This is a genomic window from Vibrio sp. QJM3NY_39 (assembly GCF_057785895.1).
Genome location: NZ_CM173505.1, coordinates 684,940 through 711,193, shown reverse-complemented (window position 1 = coordinate 711,193; position 26,254 = coordinate 684,940). Strand labels below are relative to the sequence as shown.

Annotated in this window: 20 protein-coding genes; 11 read left to right on the top strand and 9 right to left on the bottom strand. The window is 45.0% G+C overall.

Annotated features, from left to right (window positions below):
• The first annotated feature begins 344 nt into the window (after nucleotides 1-344).
• Complete coding sequence (locus AC3CHU_RS03345) at nucleotides 345-1,817, top strand: aminoacyl-histidine dipeptidase (RefSeq protein WP_017087469.1); 1,473 nt, start codon at nucleotides 345-347, stop codon at nucleotides 1,815-1,817.
• Nucleotides 1,818-1,985: 168 nt separating this feature from the next.
• Here AC3CHU_RS03345 and AC3CHU_RS03340 read toward each other — a convergent pair whose 3' ends face one another.
• Nucleotides 1,986-2,525, bottom strand: a complete 540-nt coding sequence (locus tag AC3CHU_RS03340) for a DUF3332 family protein (RefSeq protein WP_488525072.1) — start codon at nucleotides 2,523-2,525, stop codon at nucleotides 1,986-1,988.
• Between the two features lie 271 nt (nucleotides 2,526-2,796).
• On the opposite strand from AC3CHU_RS03340, the gene AC3CHU_RS03335 reads away from it, so the two are divergent.
• Nucleotides 2,797-3,843, top strand: a complete 1,047-nt coding sequence (locus AC3CHU_RS03335) for a succinylglutamate desuccinylase/aspartoacylase family protein (protein ID WP_004734415.1) — start codon at nucleotides 2,797-2,799, stop codon at nucleotides 3,841-3,843.
• A gap of 194 nt (nucleotides 3,844-4,037) precedes the next feature.
• On the opposite strand, the gene AC3CHU_RS03330 is transcribed toward AC3CHU_RS03335, so the two are convergent.
• The gene (locus AC3CHU_RS03330) at nucleotides 4,038-4,355 is read right to left on the bottom strand and encodes a DUF3622 domain-containing protein (RefSeq protein ID WP_009847480.1); all 318 of its coding nucleotides are present in this window, start codon (nucleotides 4,353-4,355) and stop codon (nucleotides 4,038-4,040) included.
• A 354-nt stretch (nucleotides 4,356-4,709) separates the two neighbouring features.
• On the opposite strand from AC3CHU_RS03330, the gene AC3CHU_RS03325 reads away from it, so the two are divergent.
• Nucleotides 4,710-5,720, top strand: coding sequence for an adenosine deaminase (locus AC3CHU_RS03325; protein WP_054547561.1), 1,011 nt, complete (start codon nucleotides 4,710-4,712; stop codon nucleotides 5,718-5,720).
• 91 nt (nucleotides 5,721-5,811) lie between these two features.
• Here the strand turns inward: AC3CHU_RS03325 and AC3CHU_RS03320 are convergent, their stop codons facing one another.
• Nucleotides 5,812-6,996, bottom strand: a complete 1,185-nt coding sequence (locus AC3CHU_RS03320) for an NnrS family protein (RefSeq protein ID WP_054547560.1) — start codon at nucleotides 6,994-6,996, stop codon at nucleotides 5,812-5,814.
• 308 nt (nucleotides 6,997-7,304) lie between these two features.
• On the opposite strand from AC3CHU_RS03320, the gene AC3CHU_RS03315 reads away from it, so the two are divergent.
• Entirely contained in the window at nucleotides 7,305-7,859 is a 555-nt protein-coding gene (locus tag AC3CHU_RS03315) for a gamma-glutamylcyclotransferase family protein (RefSeq protein WP_488525071.1), read from the top strand.
• 114 nt (nucleotides 7,860-7,973) lie between these two features.
• Here the strand turns inward: AC3CHU_RS03315 and AC3CHU_RS03310 are convergent, their stop codons facing one another.
• The gene (locus AC3CHU_RS03310) at nucleotides 7,974-8,306 is read right to left on the bottom strand and encodes a tRNA-binding protein (protein ID WP_004734420.1); all 333 of its coding nucleotides are present in this window, start codon (nucleotides 8,304-8,306) and stop codon (nucleotides 7,974-7,976) included.
• A 197-nt stretch (nucleotides 8,307-8,503) separates the two neighbouring features.
• Here AC3CHU_RS03310 and AC3CHU_RS03305 point away from each other — a divergent pair, with 197 nt between their 5' ends.
• Nucleotides 8,504-9,502: a substrate-binding domain-containing protein gene (locus AC3CHU_RS03305; protein WP_017080052.1), complete on the top strand. Its 999-nt coding sequence runs from the start codon at nucleotides 8,504-8,506 to the stop codon at nucleotides 9,500-9,502.
• Nucleotides 9,503-9,542: 40 nt separating this feature from the next.
• On the opposite strand, the gene AC3CHU_RS03300 is transcribed toward AC3CHU_RS03305, so the two are convergent.
• From AC3CHU_RS03300 to galE, 5 genes are all read right to left on the bottom strand, one after another.
• On the bottom strand, nucleotides 9,543-10,736 hold the full coding sequence (locus AC3CHU_RS03300) for an ISL3 family transposase (protein ID WP_488524348.1): 1,194 nt from the start codon (nucleotides 10,734-10,736) through the stop codon (nucleotides 9,543-9,545).
• A 286-nt stretch (nucleotides 10,737-11,022) separates the two neighbouring features.
• Entirely contained in the window at nucleotides 11,023-12,102 is a 1,080-nt protein-coding gene (galM, locus tag AC3CHU_RS03295; protein WP_237300339.1) for a galactose-1-epimerase, read from the bottom strand.
• Nucleotides 12,103-12,213: 111 nt separating this feature from the next.
• On the bottom strand, nucleotides 12,214-13,374 hold the full coding sequence (galK, locus tag AC3CHU_RS03290) for a galactokinase (RefSeq protein ID WP_488525070.1): 1,161 nt from the start codon (nucleotides 13,372-13,374) through the stop codon (nucleotides 12,214-12,216).
• Between the two features lie 224 nt (nucleotides 13,375-13,598).
• A complete protein-coding gene (locus tag AC3CHU_RS03285) occupies nucleotides 13,599-14,654 on the bottom strand; it encodes a UDP-glucose--hexose-1-phosphate uridylyltransferase (protein ID WP_237300337.1) in 1,056 nt (351 codons plus the stop codon).
• Nucleotides 14,655-14,881: 227 nt separating this feature from the next.
• Complete coding sequence (galE, locus tag AC3CHU_RS03280; RefSeq protein WP_054547556.1) at nucleotides 14,882-15,901, bottom strand: UDP-glucose 4-epimerase GalE; 1,020 nt, start codon at nucleotides 15,899-15,901, stop codon at nucleotides 14,882-14,884.
• A gap of 393 nt (nucleotides 15,902-16,294) precedes the next feature.
• On the opposite strand from galE, the gene ebgR reads away from it, so the two are divergent.
• The 6 genes from ebgR (at nucleotide 16,295) to ygjJ (ending at nucleotide 26,247) form a co-directional block, all read left to right on the top strand.
• The gene (gene ebgR, locus AC3CHU_RS03275; RefSeq protein ID WP_488525069.1) at nucleotides 16,295-17,278 is read left to right on the top strand and encodes a transcriptional regulator EbgR; all 984 of its coding nucleotides are present in this window, start codon (nucleotides 16,295-16,297) and stop codon (nucleotides 17,276-17,278) included.
• Nucleotides 17,279-17,602: 324 nt separating this feature from the next.
• On the top strand, nucleotides 17,603-20,719 hold the full coding sequence (ebgA, locus tag AC3CHU_RS03270) for a beta-galactosidase subunit alpha (RefSeq protein ID WP_488525068.1): 3,117 nt from the start codon (nucleotides 17,603-17,605) through the stop codon (nucleotides 20,717-20,719).
• Nucleotides 20,720-20,722: 3 nt separating this feature from the next.
• On the top strand, nucleotides 20,723-21,175 hold the full coding sequence (locus AC3CHU_RS03265; protein WP_102450325.1) for a beta-galactosidase subunit beta: 453 nt from the start codon (nucleotides 20,723-20,725) through the stop codon (nucleotides 21,173-21,175).
• A 165-nt stretch (nucleotides 21,176-21,340) separates the two neighbouring features.
• The gene (locus AC3CHU_RS03260) at nucleotides 21,341-22,765 is read left to right on the top strand and encodes an amino acid permease (RefSeq protein WP_004734429.1); all 1,425 of its coding nucleotides are present in this window, start codon (nucleotides 21,341-21,343) and stop codon (nucleotides 22,763-22,765) included.
• Between the two features lie 576 nt (nucleotides 22,766-23,341).
• The gene (locus tag AC3CHU_RS03255) at nucleotides 23,342-24,775 is read left to right on the top strand and encodes an amino acid permease (RefSeq protein WP_017080740.1); all 1,434 of its coding nucleotides are present in this window, start codon (nucleotides 23,342-23,344) and stop codon (nucleotides 24,773-24,775) included.
• 407 nt (nucleotides 24,776-25,182) lie between these two features.
• Nucleotides 25,183-26,247 carry a protein YgjJ gene (ygjJ, locus tag AC3CHU_RS03250; protein WP_488525067.1) on the top strand — a complete coding sequence of 355 codons (1,065 nt, stop codon included), beginning with the start codon at nucleotides 25,183-25,185 and terminating at the stop codon, nucleotides 26,245-26,247.
• The last annotated feature ends 7 nt before the right edge of the window (nucleotides 26,248-26,254 follow it).

Genomic DNA, 26,254 nt, shown 5'->3' with positions numbered 1-26,254 from the left:
TAATATACTCTAAAGAAAAAAGATTACAAGTATTTTTTGCTATACGTCACACTTTTGGTCAGTTCTGGTTATTTTAAAAACTTATTTGTGTAATTAAATTACACAATAGAATTAAACAAACGTTTGCTTACGCCATTTATAAGCATCAAGTCTCTTAATTATGATCAGATGGACAAGACCGCTTTCAAAATTTGAGGTATTTGAGGTTTATAACCGCTACTCGTCAAAACGCTCAAGTGGTATGCTGTTGCCATCAAAACAGACCCATATTTTAGATTTTTATTCTAAGTTTTTACCTATAGAAACCCTAAATATATGGTTATCAAATAAAAAAGGAGTCATCCGTGTCTGAATTCCATTCTGAGATCAGTAAATTGTCCCCTGCCCCTATTTGGCAGTTTTTCGATAAAATTTGTTCAATCCCGCACCCTTCAAAACATGAAGAGGAGCTTGCTCAATACATTATTGCGTGGGCAACAGAGCAAGGCCTAGATGTACGTCGCGACCCAACAGGCAACGTATTCATCAAAAAGCCAGCAACGCCGGGTATGGAAAACAAAAAAGGTGTAGTGCTACAAGCTCACATCGATATGGTTCCACAAAAGAACGAAGACACTGATCACGACTTTACAAAAGATCCAATCCAGCCATACATCGATGGCGAATGGGTTACAGCAAAAGGCACAACGCTTGGTGCTGATAACGGCATGGGCATGGCTTCTTGCCTAGCGGTTCTTGCTTCAAACGAAATCCAACACGGCCCTATCGAAGTTCTACTCACTGTAGATGAAGAAGCAGGCATGACTGGCGCGTTCGGTCTTGAAGCCGGTTGGTTAGAAGGCGATATCCTTCTTAATACTGACTCAGAGCAAGAAGGCGAAGTGTACATGGGTTGTGCGGGCGGTATCGACGGTGCAATGACATTTGAAATTGCACGTAATGCGATTCCAGCTGACTTCGTAACACGCAAGCTAACGCTAAAAGGCCTAAAAGGCGGTCACTCTGGTTGTGACATCCACACCGGTCGTGCAAACGCAAACAAACTGATTGCTCGCTTCCTAGCGGGTCACGCAAAAGAGCTAGACCTTCGCATCGTCGAATTCAAAGGTGGTAGCCTTCGTAACGCAATTCCTCGTGAAGGTTTCGTAACGGTTGCTGTTCCTGCGGCAAACCAAGAAAAACTGGCTTCACTATACAACTACTACACTGAGCTACTTTCAACAGAGCTAGGTAAAGTAGAAGACAGCATCGTGACTTTCAATGAAGAAGCTTCTGTAGAAATGGGCGCACTAGCGTCAGCAGACCAAGCTCGCTTTATCGCGGCACTTAACGCATGTCCAAACGGCGTGATTCGTATGAGTGACGAGATTGAAGGTGTTGTTGAAACGTCTCTAAACGTAGGTGTTATCACAACGGAAGAAGATTCAATCACAGTACTTTGCTTGATCCGTTCTCTTATCGACTCTGGTCGTAGCCAAGTAGAAAGTATGCTTCACTCTGTTGCTGAACTAGCAGGCGCTAACATCGCGTTCTCTGGTGCTTACCCAGGTTGGAAACCAGACGCAGATTCAGAGATCATGCATATCTTCCGCGACATGTACGAAGGCATCTACGGTCACAAGCCAAACATCATGGTTATCCATGCTGGCCTTGAGTGTGGTCTGTTCAAAGAACCTTATCCGAACATGGATATGGTTTCTTTCGGCCCAACGATCAAGTTCCCACACTCTCCCGATGAGAAAGTGAAGATCGATACTGTTGAATTGTTCTGGAACCAAATGGTTGCATTACTTGCTGCGATCCCAGAAAAAGCATAAATCGATTAGCTATGTGTTTTTCAGTAAATGGTGTTTTCCAATAAATGGGCTCTTCAATAAATAGCACTTTTCAGTAAACACCGTTTATTAAGAACAAAATAAAACAGGTACTCAATGAGTACCTGTTTTTGTATCTAATCTTTGTCACTGCTACTTGTGACTAAATAATTAAGCGCGTGAAGCCGCGTAGCTTTCTAGCTCATCAATTGAAGTTTGTGCCACTACTTCGCCGTCGATGAAGTACGTCACCATCTTGCCATCACGAACACCGATTAACGTCGCACGCTCACCAGACTGGTAAGTGATGTCCATTTGGATAGTGTTTTCGTCGATCTGCTGCATTTGACCTTTCTCAATCATATCGGCACTCGTGATCGGGCCTACTGGCGCTTCAGTCAGTGACTTATCAAGCTGATCGTTGATATCAAGGTAAGTATCAGTCTTAGTATCAAAGATGTGCGGAGCACCTGTTAGTGGGTTGCTACCCGTCCAGAACTCTAGTGAGTTAAATACTAGGTAATCGGCAGCAACCGTTAGACCGTACGCAGGTGCAAGTAGTATGTTCAAACCACCACGAGCGTAGCGGTTGTCAACAGCCTTGATGTTGAACTTCATTAGGTAACCCGTTACTGCGTTGCTACCCACACAGCCAGATAGAGCAACAGATACCACCGCTAGTGCTACAACTTTTGAAATTGTTTTTTTCATTTTGATCTCGATATTTGAATTTGGCCGCCAAAAAATGGCGATGGATAATACCAACCAACCGAACAATAAATATCAGCGTTAAATCAATGTATTGTCAGGAAATTCACAATTCTAAACCCCTTCTAACTAGCCAAATCAAAAACAGAAACCAATTAAGAAACCCCTCCATAAAAAAGTTTTGTCGTCACCGTAAAGCGATTGATTCGTACTAAAAATCAACGATTGATACATTCCGTGTTAACGAATTATCACCATGTTGAGAACAACATAAATGGCAAGACTAAAACCTAATCAACCATTCGAATTACTTGGTTATACTGTTCAGCCAGGACAGAGAATGGAGATTGAACTGCAAGCGGCTCAGCTTTACACGCATTCTCCACTTTCAATCCCGATTGAAATTATTCATGGTCGCCAAGCGGGCCCAACACTGATGGTAAACGCGGCGATCCACGGAGATGAACTAAACGGTGTTGAGATTGCACGACAACTGACCAATGCGATAGATCCAAAAAAACTGAAAGGAACACTACTTGTTGTGCCTATCGTTAACGTATTTGGTTTTATCCATAAGTCTCGTTACCTACCAGACCGTCGTGACCTGAACCGTTGCTTCCCTGGAAGTGAGAAAGGATCACTGACATCACGCATCGCTCACACCTTCTTTGAGAACGTAGCGAAGCACTGTGATTACATTTTGGATCTTCACACGGGTGCGATTCACCGTACTAACTTGCCACAGATCCGTGCAAACCTGTCGAACCCTGAAACACTGCGCATCGCAAAAGCGTTCGCAACACCCGTGATCATAGATTCTCCACTGCGTGATGGTTCATTGCGCAGCGAAGCGGAAAAATTAGGTATTCCTGTATTAACTTACGAAGGTGGTGAAGCGCTGCGTTTTGATCACCTAGCGATTCGTGCGGGTTACCTTGGCGTACATCAAGTGATGAAAGAAATCGGCATGCTGCGCCCTAACCGTAAGAAGTTACCAGAGCCAGTATTGAGTAAATCGACCAGTTGGATCCGCGCTGAATCAGACGGCATTTTGCGTAATATGGTAAGGCTTGGCGAACAAGTTGAAGCAGGACAAACCCTGGCTTACATCAGTTCTCCATTGGGTCACCAAGAAGGCCAAGTAATCACCACTAAAGGCGGTATCGTGATTGGTCAACAAACTCTACCGTTGGTAAACGAAGGTGACGCAGTGTTCCACATTGCTTACTTCAAGCAAGATGATGATGAAGTGGGACAGTCTGTAGAGAGTTACATTGAAGAAGTCGCGGAAGACGATTGGCTGACAGCGCTAAACAACTAAGGACCGAATTCGGGTAATTAGTGAATCAGATACGTAGCCACCAGCCATGAGTGGTTACGTGATCCAGACTAATACGCCACAAATGAAAAAGCCCCGATAAACTTTTAACTAGAAAGAGAAAAGCTATATCGGGGCTTTTTTTACTTGTCCCTTATCTTAAAATTAAGGGACCTGTAAATTAATTGTGCACTGGATTACTCAGCGTCTTCTTGCTCTTCTTCACGAGCTTTTGCGCGTGCTTCACGTGCTTGCTCAGCTTTAAGCTCTTTAGTGTGACGTAGTTCGTCACGCTCTTTACGCTGCTCTGATTTACGCTCGTTACGTTCAGCTTGGTTTGCGATGAAAGATGCTAGCTCTTTCTCTGCCCACTCTTGTGCTAGAGCTTCAGTTTCGAAACCAGACTCACGCTTAGATACTGTTGTGCTGCGAGACGTTACTTGACGAGTAATCTCTGCACACCAACCGTTGCGTTTTTCTGTAAGGCGGATATCAAATTTTTTGTTCTTAGACATGTTCTATTTTTTCCTAAGGGAGATCATTAAGGGATCGGTCACTTTGATAACTCCATCTAAGTGAGCATCTTTTAACACCATCCCTTGGTAAGCGCGGTATTAGAGCACAAATCAATGAATATTGCTGCAAATATTTGCAGCGGATCACACTCCCATGCTGCAAATCGTTTGCGCCGGATTTCAATGGGTTCGTAACTCTCGATTCACCATCAACTTCTGTGCAGTTTTATCGACAACAATGAAATGAACTATGCTCAAACAGAGATAAATGAAAGAGATAACCTGCAGGCTCAGGTTTACAGACTCTACTGTCTCGCCTACTCCGCCCATAATTAAAATAGCTAAGGAGTTGCTATGGATAGCTTCATCAAACATTTACCCAAGGTTGAGCTGCATTTACATATTGAAGGCACGCTAGAACCTGAGCTGATGTTCCAACTGGCCAAGCGCAATAACGTGTCGATTCCCTTTGATAACCCAAACCAAGTAAGAGACGCGTACCAATTCCACAATCTTCAGTCTTTTCTCGATATCTATTATCAAGGCGCTAACGTACTGATTCATGAACAGGATTTCTATGACCTGACTTGGGCTTACCTACTCAAGTGCCAACAAGATAATGTGGTTCATACTGAGATCTTTTTTGACCCTCAAACCCACACCGAACGTGGCATTGCCTTTGAAGTCATCATAAGTGGGATTACTCAAGCTTTGAATCAAGCCGAGCAAGAACTAGGGATCAGCAGCCAGCTGATCATGTGCTTTCTGCGCCATCTTGATGAAGACAGCGCTTTTGAAACACTCCAACAAGCCCTTCCCTACAAAGATAAGATCATTGCCGTCGGGCTGGATTCGTCGGAAAAAGGAAACCCGCCGGAGAAGTTTAAGCATGTATTCCAAGAGGCGATCAACCAAGGGTTCCTGACCGTCGCGCACGCCGGAGAGGAAGGCCCTGCGCAAAATATTAGTGACGCGCTGAGCTTGTTGGGCATCACCCGTATTGATCATGGCGTTCGCTGTGTAGAAGATGAAGACTTGATGGAACAGCTAATCGCTAAACGCACACCGCTGACCGTATGCCCGCTATCGAATACCAAGCTAAAGGTCTTCGACACCATGCAAGAACACAATATCGTCGAGTTGCTGAGAAAAGGGTTGTGCGTCACCATCAATTCCGATGATCCGGCTTACTTCGGCGGCTATATGAATGATAACTTCCTCGCCGTCGCCAATGCTCATCCACTGACGAAAAACGAATTAGCGCAATTCAGTATTAATGCTGTCGAAGCGAGTTTCATCTCGCCTCACGCCAAAGAAGATATCATTGCACAAGTGCGCCAATATCTTGCCGAAAATACTCCCTAAGAGAATGGATCTTTGAGAATGGAGCTTTGCTGCGATCAAAAAAGGGAAGCTCAGTGCTTCCCTTTCAAAATGGGTTCGAAAATCAATAGGCTTAGCCTGGGTGACCATCCACTCTTGGCGTTAGAAGCATCATGCCGAACTTCCAGATAAACAACCCGAATGCTAACGTCCATAAACCCGCGCTGATGTTCACCATCTCAAATAAATACGCAGGGAAGAAAGTCACACCTACGCTGCGAACCAAAGCCGCGACAAAAATAGCCGAGAACGCTAAAGCCATACTTGGCCCTTTATATATAGCACGACCCGTGTGCCCCATTGTCACGCGCGTAATCATCGCAAGAATTAACCCACTCAAACCGCCAATCGCAAACAAGTGCAACATGTTGTGGCTCGCGAACGGGTTGTCTAATAAACCACGTAGCAGCAAGCTTAAAGGGATGCATAGGTAAGCCGCATGCAGCGACCACACCAAGGGTTCAGATAACGTAGTCCAAGGCTTCCAGCGGATAAAGCGCACCAACTGAGTCACACCTGCAAATACCATCAACTCATTGCCGGCTTGAGCAAAGGTCAATGGGAAGAAGCTCAATACAAATAAGCCAACCAAAGGTAGATTCGCTAACCATTCTAACCAAACGAGTGGCTGTGCTTTTTCAAAATCAAAACGACGCGCCGTAAAGAATGGAATAACTCGCCCACCCATCACTGATAGCAGTAAGGTAAACCACCACAACATCGCTTGCCATACCGCAGACGACGGGAATGGAGGCATCCCCTTAATGGTTGCGTAACTAGCAAAGTTCGCCACGATAGCCAATATAAACAGCGGCACAAAGAATAGATTCTTCCAGCCTTTCGATTTAACGACTCGGAAACCAATCTCGTAAGCGGCGAAGATTAAGAACAACGCCTCAACCGATGAGATCAGCCATAACGGTGCGGGGGTCCAAAACAGAATACGAGGTGCTAACCACAAACCAACCAATACGGCTAATCGATAGTGTTTGGTTCCATTGACACCCGTCCACGTTTGCACCGCCGTTAAAACAAAGCCGACCACAATCGCCATGGCAAAGCCAAACAGCATTTCATGCACATGCCACCAAAGCGCCGGTACTTTTAGCATTTCTGGCTGACCGTTTTGGAACATGATGACCCAAGCCACAATCGCGATCACAGCATAGAGACTGCCTAAAAAGAAGAAAGGTCTAAAACCTAATCGAAGATATGCAGGAATCGCATCTTCTACACTTTTATCTGTGATATTTAACAAACTCGTTCCTCACTTCAGATAACAAGCCAAGAGTGGCTTCTGGGAATTGCTATTTCATAGTCAAATTCATGATGCAGTAATCATCACTGCAATATTACCTAACGTAATGCATGAAACGCGCCAAAGGTATAAAGCCAATAAAAACAATCAACAAGGAGTCTTTAGGCTTCAAAAAAGTGTCAATTAAACACACCCCATAAAAGTCATTTAGACTCATGAGTGTGTAAAATAAAAAACTACTGACATTTGATGAAGCCAAACATATAGTAAGACTAGTCTCAAATACAAAAGAACAGACAGGGAACGCGATGTATATTTTTGGTTATGGTAGCTTGATCAACTCCTCTTCTCGTCAACTCACAGGTCAAACAGGACAAGCGATTCCTGCAATAGTGCATGGCCTAGTTCGTCACTGGAGTAAGATCGATGACAGCTATGTTTTGTCTCCTTTGGTCGTGAATCTCGGTGAGGGACAAGTGAATGGAGTTTTACTTGAGGTGGATGATATTGCGCTGACTGAGTTTGATCGCCGTGAGCGTGGTTATCACCGAATCGAATTAAAGGCCTCTCAGATAGAAAGCCAAAATGAGTTTAAACAGGATCAATCGATCTGGGTTTACATCAAAGACGAGATTGAAGCACCTTGCGAAAACAGCCCTATCGTTCAAACCTATGTCGATACGGTATTAGCAGGATGTTTAGAAGTGTCTGAAAGCTTTGCGGCGCACTTTGTTCAACACACACAAGGTTGGCATCACCCATTAGAAAATGATCGCCACCAGCCTAAATACGGTAATCTTGCTGGGGTTTCAGATCACCACCACAGTGTGATTGATGGCTTGATACTGACTGTTCGAAGCTAGTTGATGTACGTTATTAATGGATGTACACAGTTTATTAATCTACATCGTTAATTAATCTAAATCGCCAGTTAATCTAGGTTGGTGAGCTGGATCGCTCTCCAACCTAAAACGATCTTAAACGACACGAATACCTGCAGGCATCGCACGTTCCGGGGTCAGCAATACACTTTCAGATTCATCTTCCGTTTCAGCACATAACAACATGCACTCAGAAGTGTGGCCTCTCATCTTCGCCTTCGCTAGATTGCACAAAACAACAACCTGCTTACCCATCAACTCTTCTTCTGTGTAATAAGGGACTAGGCTGGTCACTGTTTGTAGCGTCTTCTCACCGATATCCACTTGCACGATGTAAAGCTTGTCTGCGTTTTCATGACGCACAACCTCAATGATCTTACCGACACGCATTTCTAACTTAGCAAAGTCACCATAAGAGACAGTATCCATTTCTCACTTCCTATATTGATTTATTTTCACTCATTAAATTATTTACTAAAATTAAGTAAAATGTAAATGTTTACACTAGCATTAAGCCTAATAATTACAAGCGGTAAAGATCTCATTACTGGAAGTAAAATGAGAGTTTCGTTGCCTTGCACTCATTGTCGGTGTTAAATAGATGCAGCAATGTATAGAGGTTAAAAATGGCAACAATTAAAGATGTCGCAAGGGAAGCTGGTGTTTCTGTTGCAACCGTATCTCGAGTCGTAAATAAGTCTCCGAAGGCAAGTGCGAACTCAATTGAATCCGTCACCAAAGCGATGTCTAAACTCGGCTATCGCCCGAATGCCAATGCTCGCGCGCTGGTAAGCCAGAGCACCAATACCGTCGGTGTGTTGGTTGGTGATATCTCCGATCCTTTTTTTGGCACGCTGGTTAAGGCTGTCGATAATGTCGCTCGTGAGAACGGAAAACATATCCTCGTCGGTAATGGCTCACACGATCGTGAAGAAGAGAGACAAGCGATTGAGTTGCTGATAAATAGCCGTTGCGATGCCTTGGTGATCCACTCTAAAGGACTCACCGACGAAGAGCTGATTGCCTATGCCAAAGAAGTGAAAGGCTTAGTGCTGATCAATCGCTATATTGCTGAGATTGCCAACCGTTGTATTTTCTTGGACAACAAGAAAGGCGCGTATCTTGCGACTGAATATCTGATCCGTCATGGTCATAAAAATATTGCCTGTATCGCTTCATCGCACAGCATTGAAGATGCCGATGAGCGTGTACAAGGTTACTTGTCAGCACTCTCGGATTACAAAATAGCGTTATCTGACAGCTATATTGAGTACTCAGCTCCCACCAGTGAAGGGGGTGAATACGCCATGACCAACCTTTTGACTAAATCACTGCCAATCACAGGCATTGTTGCGTACAACGATTACATGGCGGCAGGTGCTTTGTCTGTCCTAGATGAAAACGGTATTCAAGCGCCGGACAAAATGTCGATCATCGGTTTCGATGATGGCTTGATTGCACGCTATGTTCATCCAAAGCTAACCACCATTCGCTACCCGATTCAGATGATGGCAGAGAAAGCGACACGACTCGCGTTGCACTTAGCCAAAGGTGAAAACACCTCAACGGAGCCAATGATGTTCTCTCCGACTTTGGTGCGCCGTAATTCGGTAGAGAAAATCTAAGCTCTGGTCAACTCACCAAACAACAAACAAAAAAAAAGGTTCATCGCGGCTTTCCGGGGAAAGCCGCTTTTATCTTCAAGAAGAAGTAGTCTGTATCTCGATACCCATACCCCATTCGCTTGATTAACTTTATCTTGTTGTTTATCCCTTCCAGTGTGCAGGTGTTCAACGGATAACTTGCCGATGCGATAATGCCGTGAAGATAAGGACTCAGTTTTCGTGCGAACTCTTTCAATGGCTTAATTCCACTCTCTTGCACTTGTTCCCACCACGTGTCCCAGAGCCCCTTCGCGTGCCCTTCGGATTCACAATACCAAAGCTCTTTGAGTTGGGCTCCGAGTATATAAGTGGTCATTAAGTCCTTATTGATATTCAATATTTCAGTAAGATAGCTATCTTGACGTGTATTTAAGTTGCCTCTATTTTTCAGCAGTACCCACCGTGAGCGCTTCACCCATTGCCTCGCTTTTTTATCTTGCTTGAGTTTGTTGGCTTGGTCGACTCTGACTCTATCCATCACCTCGCGACCGAACTTAGCAACAACATGGAATAAGTCGTAAACGATTTTTGCGTTCGGGCAGTGCGCTTGAACTTCAAGGTCAAAAGCCGTATTCATGTCCATCGCTACTGCTTCGATATTTACCCCATTCTCGCCTAGCTGCTCGAAGAACGGCCGTATGTCCTTGCGGCTGCGGCCTAATCCAACCCAAATGACTTGATGAGTCTTCGCATCAGCGATGACGGTGGCATATCGATGCCCTTTAAAGATGGCGAACTCATCCATCACGAGCTGCTTTAGCTCACCCCATTTCACTGGCGGCACCACTTGTCGAAGTCGGCGTTTATCTATTTCTTTAATGGTGTGCCAATGAACGCCCGTAATTTGGGATATATGCTTAATGGGAAGCAGGGGTAGCAGTTGTTCTATATAGCTTTTTAGGCGCTTTGTTATACGAGCATAAGGCTCTAACCAAGAGAGAGATTCTGTTTTTATGCCGCAGTCACGACACTTAATCCTTCGAGTTTGAACGGAAAGTTCAACAGGCACACCGAGCAACATGGCATCCTTTACGTGACGCCATTGATACTCATGGATAGCCTCGGCCTCAAGACCACAAAGGCATTTAGCCTCAGAGCTAGGTTTAAGAGTCAGGGTAATAAGTGATGCTGTCTGGAGAGACTTTACTATTTGAAAGCCTTCCCAGAATGAAGATAGGAAAGTATGATTCGGCATAGAAACGGTAGTTTGTGTATGATTTTTGTTTGGCGACTAAACCATATCACTTACTACCGTTTTTGTTTTTAGTTCCCGCTAATCCGCGATGAACCAAAAAAAAGCCCTAACAGAATCGCTTCTGTTAGGGCTTTCCTACCTTACTCTGATACCCAACAATCGCGCTTAATAAATCACACACTTGTTGAGCGCCACTTTTACTCATCCCCCAAGAACAACACGATAACTCACATCGTTCTATTCACAAACAAAAGCAATTGGCGTAACCGTTTTGAGCTAGAGCGTACTAGTTTGAAGAATCCCCCGAAAATTCAAACTGGTAACAGGTACGGTAGTTATATTCTTGTTCAGGCTTGAGAATACAACTGTCCTGCTTCCACTCTGGGTGGTTAGGAGAGTCAGGTAAGAACTGGGTTTCTAACGCCAAACCAGCGTAGTCTTCATAGCTGCCACCACTTCGGTTTGGTGTACCACCAAGCCAGTTTCCGGTGTATAGCTGCATTGCAGGTTTGGTTGAAAATACTTTTAGTGAGACTAGCGCGTCCGGTGACGTTACGGTCGCAGCGCATTGAGTGCGCTTGCAGCCGTCAGCTAATAAGAAAGAGTGGTCGTAACCCTTTGCTGCTTTCTGCTGTTCATCACCCAACAAACGCTCTGAGATCATCATAGGCTGATTGAAGTCGAAGCTGGTCGATTTCACCGATTTAAGATTGCCTAATGGAATACCTACCGAGTTGGTCGGTAAGAACTGATTGGCGTTGATGCTCACAATGTGTGACAAACAATCGTGGCCGGCTTCTGCACCAAGTAAATTGAAGTACGCATGATTCGTTAGGTTGACTACGGTCGGCTTGTCTGTGGTTGCAGAGTAATTAATGGAAACTCGATTGTCTTCGGTGATGTCATAACGCACCGACACATTCAAATTCCCCGGGAATCCTTGGTCGCCATCAGCAGACTCAAGAGTAAACATCACTGACGTTTCGGTTTGCTCGGCAATATTCCAACGACGTTTATCAAAACCGTTCGGACCACCATGTAAAGTATTGCCCGCTTGGTTGGTTTCCAGCTTGTAGTTTTGACCATCAATTTTGAAACGACCATTGGCTATGCGGTTAGCATAACGACCAACAGTTGTACCCATATAGCTGGCTTGTTTATCGAAGTTCTCCATTGAGTTAACACCCAACAAAACCTCTCTTTTATTTCCCTTTACTGGCAGGATACAGCTCAACCATGTTGCACCAATGTCCATGAATGTCACTTCCATGCCACGCGTATTTGATAGCGTCACTAACTGAGCGGGTTGGCCATCATAGGCTGGAGTTTGTGTCATGGATTGATGCAGGTTTTGCTCTTGTGTCATTCTAAATTCCTTCTAGTGCCAGTAAAAAGCCTCTACCTGAAATAAAGGCTTTAGCATTTGGCCTACCATGATCTTTTCACTTGGTAAGCTCTATATTAAGTCTCGAAGCCGTTAGATTACTTCAACTAAGCCTGCTCCGTCTTTCGCTTGGCACACATAAATAGATTCTTTTAGACCCGTCGCCGCTTGATATTTCTGTTCAACGGTTGTTTTAATTTCATCAACCAATGCAGGTGGAACCAATGCCACAATACAACCACCGAAACCACCGCCAGTCATACGCACGCCACCTTGGTCACCGATCACGTGTTTTACCAGCTCAACTAAGGTGTCGACTTCTTTGACTGTAATTTCAAAATCATCATGCATTGACGCATGTGATTCAGCCATCAATTCGCCCATGCGTTTCATGTCATGAGTACGCAGAGCTTGAGCCGCTTCAACGGTACGGTCATTTTCGGTTATCACGTGACGGGCACGTTTCGCGACCATTTCATCCAACTCAGACTCTTTCGCTTTGAACTGTTCAATAGTCACATCACGAAGTGCAGAAACACCAAAGATGCGCGCCGCTTCTTCACACTGTTCACGACGCGTATTGTATTCGCTGTCGACCAAGCCGCGTTTCTTGTTCGAGTTGATGATAACCACAGCCATATCTTCTGGCATAGAAACCGCTTGAGTCTCTAGGCTACGACAATCCAAAAGCATCGCATGATTTGCACGACCTTCAGCTGAGATCATTTGGTCCATGATGCCGCAGTTACAGCCTACAAATTCGTTTTCGGCTTGCTGACCATTCAATGCAACTTCAGCTTGGCTGATCTCTAGGTTGTAAAGCACCTTGAATGTCTGACCGATGACCACTTCCAGTGCCGCAGAAGAACTTAAACCTGCACCTTGAGGCACGTTGCCCGTTACAGAGATGTCTGCACCTGTAAATTCAAAACCACGACCTTTTAAGCACTTCACCACACCACGAATGTAGTTAGCCCACATCTTATCTTGTTGGAATGTGATCTCTTGAGTTAAGTCGAACTCATCCACTGCATTTCCGTAGTCCACTGATACTACGCGCACGATGTTGTCGTCACGCTTAGCCGCTGCCACTACCGTTTGGTAGTTAATGGCACACGGTAGAACAAAACCATCGTTGTAGTCAGTGTGCTCGCCGATCAGGTTCACACGGCCTGGCGCTTGGATAATATGAGTCGCTTGGTAACCAAGGACTTGCTCAAAAGATGCTTTCACGTTTTGGATTAGATCAGACATAAGTAAACTCTCTGCTTAAACTCTTTAATCAATTGGTTATGGCCCCTTTACGGCACCACTTTAATTCTTTTAAATCCCCTATCTCGTTCGTCTCTCACGGTAGGGAATGACAACATCGGCTTCTCACCTGCCGTCATTCCAGAATCGAGGGACGAGATATCAGGAATCTCGCTTTTTTATTTAGTAACCGAGTTATCGATTAGTTTTACTATCAACGAAACAGGCTATTTCTGCTCTTTGTAATGAACGTCACTCAAATCACGCAAACGCTGCGCCGCTTGTTCTGCGGTTAAATCACGCTGAGACTCAGCCAACATTTCGTAGCCGACCATGAATTTACGAACCGAAGCACTGCGCAACAGTGGCGGGTAGAACAACGCATGTAGCTGCCAATGGTCGATGTCAGTACCTTCTTCGAAGAACGGCGCATAGTGCCAGCCCATTGAGTAAGGGAATGAGCATTGGAACAAATTGTCGTAACGGCTCGTCAGCTTCTTAATCGCAAGCGCTAAATCATCACGCTGCTCGTCAGTCAGTTCACTCATACGGCGGATGTGTGTTTTTGGCAGCAACATGGTTTCAAATGGCCACGCTGCCCAGTAAGGCACCACAGCAATCCAATGTTCGGTTTCAACCACAGTACGAGAGCTGTCTTTCATTTCAGCTTCAACGTAATCCACTAAAAGATTAGAACCTTGTTGTTCGAAGTACTCTTTTAACAGTTTCTCTTTGCGTTCAATTTCGTTGGGTAAAAAGCTGTTTGCCCAGATTTGACCGTGTGGGTGTGGCTGAGAGCAGCCCATGGTCTCACCTTTGTTTTCAAACGCTTGAACCCACAGGTAGTCTTTACCTAGCTCTTCAATCTGTTCATTCCAGGTATCGATAACACCACGGATCTTGTTTACCGGAAGCTCCGGCAGCGTTTTGCTGTGGTCCGGAGAAAAACAGATCACACGGCTCAACCCACGTACACCTTGAGTCTTGAATAGAGGGTTATCAGACTCTGGAGCATCAGGTGAGTCAGGCATCAACGCCGCGAAATCATTACTGAATACATAAGTGCCGTCGTAATCTGGGTTTTCATCGCCCGAAATACGCGTATTGGTTGGGCACAAGAAACACTCTTTCTCATACGCAGGAAGCTGCGCAGTCGATGGTTTTTCATCTTGGCCACTCCAAGGACGCTTTGCTCGGTGCGGTGATACCAAGATCCACTGACCCGTTAATGGGTTATAACGACGGTGCGGATGGTCTACTGGGTTAAATTCAACTTTTGACATGTTTAGATTGCTCTCAAATTTTGTGTCTTGGTCAATTAACCAAGATGAATAATTCTTCTACAAGGAGATTCCCTATCACGCTCGTTCCTCGCTGTAGGGAATGACGTTCAGAAATCGTAGTTTTAAAATTCGTCATTCCAGAATCGAGGGACGAGATATCTGGAATCTCTCTTCATCTGTATTCTCCAAAGAAATTGGAGTTGCAGCTAACAACGCTGCGGCTTCAATTACGAAGGGGAATAGCCGTTCGGGTTATTCGACTGCCAATTCCACGTATCCGCCGTCATTTCCATCACGCTACGCGTCGCCTTCCAGCCAAGTTCGCGCTCTGCTTTTTCAGTGCTTGCCCAACATTCAGCAATATCACCAGCGCGGCGTGGGCAAAGTTCATAAGGAACTGGCTTACCCGATGCTTGTGCGAAGGCTTCAACCATCTCGAGTACGCTTGAGCCTTTGCCCGTGCCTAGGTTGTAAATGTGTAAACCCGCCTTCTCGCCAACCGCTTTCAATGCGGCTACGTGTCCGTCCGCTAAATCCATAACATGAATATAGTCGCGAACGCCTGTGCCATCGACTGTTGGGTAATCGTTTCCAAAAACAGCCAATTTGTCGCGACGACCTACCGCTACTTGAGCAATAAACGGCATTAAATTATTTGGGATACCTTGTGGGTCTTCACCCATGGTGCCTGATGAATGGGCGCCAACTGGGTTGAAGTAACGCAGTAATGTCACACTCCAATCGTTCTCAGCGTTGAACAAATCACTCAAACATTCTTCGACCATGTACTTACTGCGACCATAAGGATTAGTTGTTGCACCCGTTGGAGAGCTTTCAGTAATTGGCACCACTTCTGGATCACCGTAAACGGTAGCCGAAGAGCTAAATACAATGCTCTTCACACCCGCTTTCTTCATGCTGCGAGCTAACACCAATGATCCATTGACGTTGTTATCGTAGTACTCCAAAGGTTTAGACACCGACTCCCCAACCGCTTTCAGGCCAGCAAAGTGAATCACGGCTTGGATATCGTTTTCTGAAAACACGCTATCTAGAAAAGATTGATCACGAATGTCGCCAAGATAAAAAGTTGGTCGCTTACCGGTCAATGATTCGATTCGCTCCAGTACTAGCTCTTTGCTGTTGCAAAGGTTATCAACAATGATTGGCTCCATACCCGCCTGTATCATTTGAATACATGTATGACTTCCGATGTAACCCATGCCGCCCGTAACCAGTACTTTCACAATCAACCTCTCTTTGTCGTCATTCTTGGACTAACTCGAACTAACATTCAGCTCAGTAGCACCGTATGCCAGAAATAGTAGCAGCCATTTTGACTATAATTCTGTGATCAAAACCACGAAGTGTAAACGTTTACACTAACTCATATCATTGTTACTGAACGTGACATAGGGAGAGCCTATAAACAAACACATCTAATTCATTGAATTTTAATAAGATAATTATAGATAGTTAGATTTGAGACATCATAGAGGAGTTGAGCATTTATTTTACTAAAAGTTAATGCAATGACTTCCAGTTTGATTACAATAGGTCTGTAGAATAAAGAGGTGCATTGCTTTTTTACTAAATACCAATTTCAAAGCAGCGCAATGTTCCAATAACAGGAAGTGAGTATGGCAACGTTAAAAGATATCGCGACTGAAGCACATGTTTCATTGGCTACAGTTTCAAGGGTTCTCAATGAAGATCCAACATTAAGCGTCAAGGAAGAGACCAAAAGGCGTATCTTTGAAATTGCAGAGAAGTTGGAATACAAAACCAGCAGCTCACGAAAAGCCGTTAGCAGTAAAAAACAAAATCATCACTTCCTTGCGCTGTATAACTACAAGCAAGAAGCTGAAGTGAATGACCCTTATTATCTATCGATTCGCCACGGGATTGAAACCCAATGTGACAAGATGGAAGTTAAACTAACCAACTGTTATGAAAGTAAAATACACGTAAATTCAGCACCTATCACTGGTGTATTGTTGGTGGGAAGAATGACACCGGAGGTTATCGAACAAGCCAAAAAGCTAAGCGACAATATCTGTTATGTCGATTTCACTGATCACTCTGAACCTTATGACTCTGTCGATATCGACCTGGCTTTGATCAGCAAAGAGATCACCAACTTCTTTATCAACCAAGGCTATCAACGCATTGGTTTTATTGGCGGACAAGATAACGTCAACACTCCTGATATTCGCGAAGTTGCCTTTGCTGAATACGGTAGCCTTAAGAATGTTGTCAGCGAGCAAGACATCTATCGTGGAGACTTCTCTAGTTCTTCAGGTTATAAGCTTGCAAAACAGATGCTAGCGACTGGCGACTACCCTAAAGCCATGTTTATTGCGTCAGATTCCATCGCAATTGGTGTTTTACGAGCCGTTCATGAGCACGGATTAAACATCCCTGAAGATATTGCGCTGATTAGTGTAAATGACATCCCAACAGCTAAATTTGCCTTCCCATCTTTATCGACTGTTCGTATTCACTCTGAACTAATGGGAATTCAAGGCGTTAACCTGTTGATTGAGAAAGTACGCGACGGCCGTACTATCCCACTACGTGTCTATGTACCAAGCAAATTAAAGCTGCGTGATACGACAAAATAGTTAGAAATATCAAATAGATAAATCAAGGCTGCCTTTACTTAAGGTGGCCTTTTTTGTGCCCATCACATACGCCTATATACACATACCTGCCTCTTTAGCCTGCTTCATAAAACAGCCAATAGTATTCTTTTAAGTGGATCACACAGCACTGTAAAAAGACCATAAAAAACGTGATGGAGTTAAAGTAAAACGTTTTCACCAATTTCATTTAGTAAAAGTTTTACTAATAATTACCTCAGTCCAAAAATACTCGTATTCACTACGACCCAATTACGCATAAGAACGTCGGTCAGCAAATTGCATTTAGGCCGAGAGAGAGGCAACGTGAACAACTGGGAAAACTTCCTGAACTTACATGAGAACCGTATGGCACCGCGTGCATACTTCTTCTCATACGCATCAGAAAAGAATGCAAAAACGTTTCAGCGTGAACTTAGCAGCCACTTCCAACTATTGAGTGGCCAATGGAATTTCAGCTATTTCACCAATCCACTATTGGTTCCTGAAGAGTTCTACTCTCAAGAAATGAGCGACTGGGGCCACATTACGGTTCCAAACATGTGGCAAATGGAAGGCCACGGCGATCTTCAATACACAGATGAAGGTTTCCCATTCCCAATTGATGTGCCTTTCGTACCATCAGACAACCCAACCGGTGCATACCAACGCTCTTTCTTCCTTGGCGAAAGCTGGGACGATAAGCAAACCATCATCAAATTTGATGGCGTAGAGACTTACTTCGAAGTTTACGTAAACGGCGAGTACGTGGGTTTCAGCAAAGGCAGCCGCCTCACCGCTGAGTTCGATCTCTCTAGCCACGTAAAAGCAGGCAACAACCTACTTTCTATTCGCGTGATGCAATGGGCCGACTCAACCTACATTGAAGACCAAGACATGTGGTGGACGGGCGGTATCTTCCGTGACGTTTACCTAGTGGGCAAAGAACAGCTGCACGTTCAAGACGTTACCGTTCGTACTGACTTCGACGACGCTTACCAAAGCGCTACTCTGTCGTGCAAAATGGAACTAGAAAACCTAGCAGCAGCGGTAAACGCAACCCTTGAGTACGCATTGCTTGATGGCAGCCAAGTTATCTCGCAAGGCTCTGTAGATAGCTTAGCCGTCCCTAATCATAAGACTGGTGGCAATGTAGAGACTCAATTCTCTATTGATGTGGTTAACCCTGTTCAATGGAACGCTGAAAACCCTTACCTATACCAACTGTTGCTTACGCTGAAAGACGCTGACGGCAAGGTGTTGGAAGTGATTCCACAGCGCGTTGGTTTCCGTGACATTAAAGTTCGCGATGGTCTGTTCTACATCAACAACAAGTACGTGATGTTGCACGGTGTGAACCGTCACGACAACGACCACCTGAAAGGTCGTGCTGTTGGCATGGATCGCGTCGAGAAAGACTTAGTACTGATGAAGCAACACAACATCAACTCAGTACGTACAGCGCACTACCCGAACGACCCACGCTTCTACGAATTGTGTGACATCTACGGCCTATTCGTGATGGGCGAAACCGATGTTGAAACTCACGGCTTTGCTAACGTTGGCGACCTAAGCCGCATCACTAACGATGCCGCATGGGAAGCGGTGTTTGTTGAACGTATCGAACGTCATATCCACGCTCAAAAGAACCACCCTTCTATCATCATGTGGTCGCTGGGTAACGAGTCTGGCTACGGCTGCAACATTCGTTCTATGTACGATGCAGCAAAAGCGATTGATGACACCCGTCTAGTTCACTACGAAGAAGACCGTGATGCTGAAGTGGTCGATATCATTTCAACCATGTACTCACGTGCTCAACTGATGAATGCCTTCGGTGAATTCCCACACGAAAAGCCACGCATCATCTGTGAATACGCACACGCAATGGGTAACGGCCCAGGCGGTTTAACTGAATACCAAAACGTGTTCTACAAGCATGACGCGATTCAAGGTCACTATGTTTGGGAATGGTGTGATCACGGCATTCTGGCGCGTGATGAAGCAGGCACAGAGTTCTACAAGTACGGGGGGGACTATGGTGACTACCCGAACAACTACAACTTCTGCATGGACGGCTTGATCTACCCAGACCAAACACCAGGCCCTGGCTTGAAAGAGTACAAACAAGTGATTGCCCCAGTGAAGCTTCGCGATTTCGATGCAACAACGGGCACCTTCACAGTAGACAACAAGCTTTGGTTCTCAAACATCGATGACTACACCATCACTGCGGAAATCCGCGCTGAGGGTAAAACCATTGCGGTACAGCATATCAAGGTTGAAGAGCTGGCTGAGAACTCTAGCCGTGAACTGACGCTTAATTTGCCAGAGCTTGATGAGCGTGAAGTGTTTGTGAACTTTACAGTTCGTAAGGATTCTCGTACTTCATACAGCGAAGCGAACCACGACATTGCGGTTTATCAGTTCCAAGTGAAAGAGAACACTGCACAACTTGACGCCTTCACTAACAATAATGCGACAGCACTGAATGTTGAAGAATCTCGCTTAGCCTACCTAATCAAAGGACACAACTTTGCTCTGAACTTCTCGAAAGTGAACGGCAAACTGACGTCATGGTTAGTGAATGGCGAGGAACTGATTAAGTCTGAGCCTAAGCTGAACTTCTTCAAGCCAATGATTGATAACCATAAGCAAGAGCACGATGGTTACTGGGAGCCTGCACACCTACAGATCATGCAAGAGCACTTCCGCACGCTAAACGTTGAGCAAGTTAACGGCAAGGTAGAGATCACCACCACCAGCATCGTTGCTCCACCAGTATTTGATTTCGGCATGCGTTGTGAGTATCGCTACCAAATCAGTGCTGAAGGTCAACTGAACGTTGAGCTAAGTGGCGAACGTTACGGTGATTACCCTCACGTGATTCCAGTGATTGGTTTCGACATGGGCATTAACGGTGACTTCGACCAAGTTCAATACTACGGCCGCGGTCCTGAAGAGAACTACCAAGACAGCAAGCAAGCCAACATGATTGATGTTTACCAATCAACCGTGGCTGACATGTTCGAGAACTACCCGTTCCCACAAAACAATGGCAACCGCCAACACGTTCGTTGGGCTGCGCTTTCAAGCCGCGCGGGTAATGGTATTGCAGTAAAACCACAGCAAGAAATCAACTTCAGCGCATGGTTCTACACCAACCAAAACCTACATCAAGCACAGCACACCATTGAGCTAGAGAAGAGCGGTTACATCACGCTAAACCTAGACCACCAAGTGATGGGCTTAGGCTCGAACTCTTGGGGCAGCGAAGTGCTCGACTCTTACCGAGTTTACATGGACGAGTTCCGCTACGGCTTAACTCTGATTCCATTCCAAGCAGGCGATTGCGACGCGCAGCACCTAATCAATCACAACTTTGGCGATGAGTTTTTTACGGCGAATACACCGAAAGCTCAACCACAACAGAACGAGGCATAAGCGATGATCGTTTTAGACAACCTAGAGCAATTTAAAGTCGTTTACCGCGACGGTCGTAAATGGCAACGCTGTGTAGAAGCGATTGAAAACATCGGCAACATCAAAGATGGCGTGATGTATTCCATTGGTGACTCACTGGCTTACATGATTGAAGACGGTGTGGCTCGAAACACAGAAAGCTTCACTGGTAACCGTCGTTACTTCGACGTGCATTACTACCTAGAAGGTCGTGAAACGGTTGAATTTTCAGATAAATCTCAACTTGAACAGACCCAAGCTTACAGCGATGAGACTGACCGAGAACACCTAATAGGTAACGGCGAGACTTGCGAGTTAGCTGAAGGCCAAGTAGCGATCTTTGATAACAGCAAAGCCTACCGATTCCACGGTGATAACCGAGTTCGTAAAGTGGTGCTGAAAGTGACTATCGAAGACGGTTACTTCCTTAATAAGTAAGTAACTGAAGCTAAACAAACGAAAGCAACAACAAGATCTATTCACAGTGTGTACCGAGCCTTGCCGTTCAAGGCTCAGTCACACTGCACAACGCCTTTACGCTTCTTCCCTACAAGGAAGCCTAAAGAAATAACGACTATAATTACGTGACCCTTGGAGGACACTATGTCTGAATCTGTACGCGGTAAGTTAGGTAAATTTGCCTTGCTCTCCATGACATTTGCAGCGGTATTTAACGTTCGCAACATTGTAAATAACAACATCGAATTGGGATTGAGTTCAGCCCCTATCTTTTTGCTTGCGACTCTTATTTACTTCATTCCATTCGTATTCATTATTGCTGAATTCGTATCAGCAAATAAAAATTCTGAGTCAGGCATGTATGACTGGCTTAAACAACCTTTAGGGTCAAAAGCCGCCTACTTAGGTTCATTCCTCTATTGGTTCGTTAACCTATTCTGGTTTGTATCACTGCTACCTAACGTTATCGCATACGCGTCTTACGCGATGCTTGGCTACGAGTACGCCTTCTCTCCTATTGTGACATCGGCAATCTCAATTGGTCTATTTGCGGCGGCAACGCACATCTCGACTAAGGGCGCGAGCTGGTTAGGTAAGATTGCAGAGATCGTGGCATACGGCGTATTTGCACTGTTCGCGGTTTACGTTATCGGCGCCATGATGGCACTCGGTGGTAACCATGAACCTGTAGAGCCAATCACGCTTGAAGCAATGACGCCAACCATCAACTGGGCAACATTAGGCATCATGTGTTGGATCTTCCAAGCAGCCGGTGGTGCAGAAACCGCAGCCGCTTACCTAAACGATGTTAAAGGTGGTCATAAGTCTTTCATCAAGGTGATCATCAGCGCGGGTATCGCTATCGGTATCATGTACGCAGTCGGTTCTCTATTAGTAAACGTATTCGTTGCACGTGATGAACTCACTTATGCTGGCGGCATGGTTGAAATCTTCACTGGTATGGCGAACTACTTCGACATTTCACAATCTCTAACGGGTCGCTTCGTCGGTATTATCCTATTCGTTGCGATGTTCGGTTCAATGATGATGTGGACAGCAGCTCCAGTAAAAATTCACTTCTCTGAAATCCCTAAAGGTGTTTACGGTGAGAAGACGACTGAGCTTAACGAACACGGTGTGCCAGTACGCGCAGCATGGTGGCAGTTTGCGTTCGTATTCCTAATGCTAGTGGTTAACGGCTTCGGTTCTGAGTCTGTGCAAGACATGATGAACACAGCAATCAACCTAACAGCAGGTACCGCAATGTTACCGCCTATCTTCATCATGGTGGCGTACTTTGTATTCCGCTTGAAGCATGACGATACACCACGTGACTTCCGCATGGGTACTCGAGTTCAAGGTATGTCTGTTGTGTCAGTACTTATCGGTATCTTTGTTGTCAGCATGACGGCATCAGCATTCCCAACAGGTGTAGACCTAATGCAAGCGTTCTTCGTCAATGTATTTATGACGGCTGTATTCTCAGCTATCGCTTGGTGGTGGATCTCTCGCTTTGAAAAGAAGCAAGCAGGTAAAGATGCAAAGCTAGAAGCGGCTAAGCAATCGTAATACTTAGCAGCATTAGAACCAATTTCAAAAGCGCCTACCATGGCGCTTTTTTTTGTTTTAAATCAGACAATTAAAAACCAACACCCGAAAATAAAAACGCCATTCCGTCAAGGGTTCACTTCACGAAAAACGTTAATTAAATCGTAATAAAACCCGAACAAAAACAAAGGTAAAATATTAACTAAATTTATTTACTCAAGGTCACATATTTGATCAATTTTGATTAACTTCCCGCCGCTTAATCTTTAATCTTCTTGCTGAAGAGACGAAAGAGTTCATATTTAAAAACGACAAAAAGCCCCTACAAGCCTTACAAATCGTCGTTCATGAAACAAACAATCTCTTTGATGAACCTCTTAACCTTTAACTCTTTGTTTTGGTAATAACTTTACTGAAAATCAAGGAATAAAAGCGATAAGAAGTCCGATCGTAAATCTATAAAAACAACAATGAGCCAACCCTGACAAAACAAAGCGGGTGTTTGCCAAACCAACATAACAATAAAAGTGCGGCCTAGAGCCTCCCTCTCTAGGACCAAGTTATAACGATCATCAACGTGATTCACCGGAGAACATAATGTCCGAAAATAAACGCAGTACGATAGGCAAGTTTGCCCTACTGTCTATGACCTTCGCGGCGGTATACAGCTTCAACAACATCATTAACAACAACATCGAGATCGGCCTTTCCTCGGCACCGATGTTCTTTCTAGCCACCATCTTTTACTTTGTGCCCTTTTGTTTGATCGTCGCAGAGTTTGTGTCACTGAATAAAAACTCTGAAGCGGGCGTTTATTCTTGGGTTAAAAGCTCTCTAGGCGGCCGCTGGGCGTTTATTTCGGCTTATACCTACTGGTTTGTTAATCTGTTCTTCTTCACCTCTCTGCTGCCTAGAATCATCGCTTATGCGTCGTATGCGTTCTTAGGGTTTGAGTACATATTCACGCCAATCACCACGGCGATCCTCAGTACCATTTTGTTTGCGATTGCTACGCACATTTCAAACAATGGCGCGAAACTACTAGGCCCCATCACCTCACTAACATCGTCGCTTATGTTGTTGCTAACAATGTCTTACATCTTGTTGTCTGGCGGTGCTTTGATCGGTGGTATCGAGCCAGCAGACCCAATCACCATTGAAGCGATGACACCAAGCTTTAACTGGGCATTCCTTGGCGTAATCACTTGGATCTTCATGGCGGCTGGCGGTGCAGAATCGGTAGCGGTTTACGTTAACGACATCAAAGGCGGTCACAAGTCTTTCGTTAAAGTAATCATCATCGCGGGTATCTTCATTGGTGCGCTTTACTCGGTGGGTTCAGTACTAGCAAACGTATTTGTATCGCGAGAAGAGCTTAAATTTACTGGCGGCTCAGTGCAGGTATTCGAAGGGCTAGCACGACACTTTGGGTTGTCTGAAATCCTAATGAATCGCTTTGTGGGCGTGGTTTCATTCACGGCGATGCTGGGCTCTCTACTGATGTGGACAGCGACACCCGTTAAGATTTTCTTCTCTGAAATCCCTAAAGGTATCTTCGGTGAGAAAACGGTCGCTCTAAACAAACAAGGCGTTCCAGAACGTGCGGCTTGGATTCAGTTCTTGATTGTGATTCCACTGATGTTCATTCCGACACTAGCGTCCGATACAGTACAAGATCTGATGAGTACCATTATCAACATGACGGCTGCAGCATCGATGTTGCCACCACTATTCATCATGATCGCGTACCTTAATTTACGTTTGAAGTTGGATCACTTACCTCGTGATTTCAGAATGGGCTCACGTATGACAGGCATTACCGTGGTCTCTATTCTGATCGGCATTTTCACTGTTGGTTTCTTTGCGTCTACTTTCCCAACAGGTGCTGACATCATGACCATCATCTTCTACAACGTGGGCGGGATTGTGATCTTCCTTGGCTACGCGTGGTGGAAGTACGGCAAATATGAAAAAAGCTTATCTCCAGAAGAGAAAAAACTAGAGGCAAAACCGGAACCGGCGAACGCTTAGTTTTCCCCTATACTATGATTTAAACTTCAGGCACTCGCATTTGGTGAGTGCCTTTTTATTTGTCGGTACATTTCCACTAACCATCTCGATTAAATCAAAGCCATTCAAGAAACAAAGCATTCGAACCAACAATCTAACCACCCATCAAATAATTCACCTTCCGAATACTTACAACCCTAGCCATACCTCTGCAAATTCAACTGAAAGTCAAAATAAAAACAAAGTAAATATTTACTAAAAACAGATCACACTTTTAAGCCTAATTAATTTTAAACATCAAAATTATCATTAATATTGGTTTTGCGATCGTAAGTAACCTGACCAATACGCCTTGAAGAGCACCCCATATTAGAAGTCAGAACTGCTTGCGAACCTTCATTTATAACCCCGACACAGAAGTGATTAAAATGAAAAGTAGTTTTACTAAAAACACTCTTATTACAAGCTGTATTCTTGCTGCCTTAAGTGCCACTGCCCACGCGGAAGAGTCCGCAGCAAACCACAGTGATACTCAGCCTCCTCAGACAGAAACTGAAACCCTATTTAACTTTTATGGTGAGCTTGGCCTTGGTGGTCACGTGGCACTAGAAGGTGATGATAAAGGCCGCTACGCAGACGGTACTTACATTGAAGCAGGCTTGGCTATCGAGCACGGTAATTGGTTTGGTCTTGCTTACATGGAAGGCTGGACAGTACAAGCCGACGACGAAGGCAATGCTTGGGCAACAGGCCACGGCTGGGGCGGCTTCGAAGGTGGTTTTAACCGCTTCTACGCTGGCTACCGCACCGACGCAAAAACAGAATTTATTGTCGGTCGTATGGACTCGTCACTGGATGACGTTCAATGGTGGGGTGACCCTACGGTTGAATACGGCTACGCAATCTCAAACACGCGAGACGTGCACCTTGGTGTGAAGATTCAAAACCTAGAAGGCAAGCTTCGCTACAGCGTTTCTTTCGCGCCAGAGTCTGACTTCTCTGAAGACGATGCTCTCGTTCACTTCGGTAAATACGACAGCTTCGCAGACCAATGGAAAGATAAGAACGCCATGGTCAATGGTTACCTCCAATACGATCTGACCGACGACTTAACCTTAATGGGTGGCGGTGAAGTTCGTAGCAACGATGGTGGCGAACTATTGCTATTGGGTGCTGAGTACAAAAACTTCGCCACTCGAGTTTGGCACGATACCGATAAAGGCAACCAAGAGTCTTTCGGTAGCGAGTCTGGTATTCAAACCAGTGCATGGTACGAAGCGGCACAAGGCGTTTACCTATCTGCAGCCTACAACTACGCAAACTTTGACGGTGACAATGGCGACAAAGAAATCACCTCTTACATCAATGCTGGCGTTTGGTATGAATACGGCAACGGCGCGTTTGCGACTGCTTTCGATAGCCGCTTTGGCGTAGGCAGCGACACTGAAATCGGCGACGCTCAGGTGTTCGCAATGCAATACTTCTACTGGTAATAACAGG

Coding starts and splice junctions, on each gene's coding strand:
- AC3CHU_RS03340 (WP_488525072.1), bottom strand. CDS start 2,525: ATGAAAAAAACAATTTCAAAAGTTGTAGCACTAGCGGTGGTATCTGTT.
- AC3CHU_RS03335 (WP_004734415.1), top strand. CDS start 2,797: ATGGCAAGACTAAAACCTAATCAACCATTCGAATTACTTGGTTATACT.
- AC3CHU_RS03330 (WP_009847480.1), bottom strand. CDS start 4,355: ATGTCTAAGAACAAAAAATTTGATATCCGCCTTACAGAAAAACGCAAC.
- AC3CHU_RS03325 (WP_054547561.1), top strand. CDS start 4,710: ATGGATAGCTTCATCAAACATTTACCCAAGGTTGAGCTGCATTTACAT.
- AC3CHU_RS03315 (WP_488525071.1), top strand. CDS start 7,305: ATGTATATTTTTGGTTATGGTAGCTTGATCAACTCCTCTTCTCGTCAA.
- AC3CHU_RS03310 (WP_004734420.1), bottom strand. CDS start 8,306: ATGGATACTGTCTCTTATGGTGACTTTGCTAAGTTAGAAATGCGTGTC.
- AC3CHU_RS03305 (WP_017080052.1), top strand. CDS start 8,504: ATGGCAACAATTAAAGATGTCGCAAGGGAAGCTGGTGTTTCTGTTGCA.
- AC3CHU_RS03300 (WP_488524348.1), bottom strand. CDS start 10,736: ATGCCGAATCATACTTTCCTATCTTCATTCTGGGAAGGCTTTCAAATA.
- galM (WP_237300339.1), bottom strand. CDS start 12,102: ATGACACAAGAGCAAAACCTGCATCAATCCATGACACAAACTCCAGCC.
- galK (WP_488525070.1), bottom strand. CDS start 13,374: ATGTCTGATCTAATCCAAAACGTGAAAGCATCTTTTGAGCAAGTCCTT.
- AC3CHU_RS03285 (WP_237300337.1), bottom strand. CDS start 14,654: ATGTCAAAAGTTGAATTTAACCCAGTAGACCATCCGCACCGTCGTTAT.
- ebgR (WP_488525069.1), top strand. CDS start 16,295: ATGGCAACGTTAAAAGATATCGCGACTGAAGCACATGTTTCATTGGCT.
- AC3CHU_RS03265 (WP_102450325.1), top strand. CDS start 20,723: ATGATCGTTTTAGACAACCTAGAGCAATTTAAAGTCGTTTACCGCGAC.
- AC3CHU_RS03260 (WP_004734429.1), top strand. CDS start 21,341: ATGTCTGAATCTGTACGCGGTAAGTTAGGTAAATTTGCCTTGCTCTCC.
- AC3CHU_RS03255 (WP_017080740.1), top strand. CDS start 23,342: ATGTCCGAAAATAAACGCAGTACGATAGGCAAGTTTGCCCTACTGTCT.
- ygjJ (WP_488525067.1), top strand. CDS start 25,183: ATGAAAAGTAGTTTTACTAAAAACACTCTTATTACAAGCTGTATTCTT.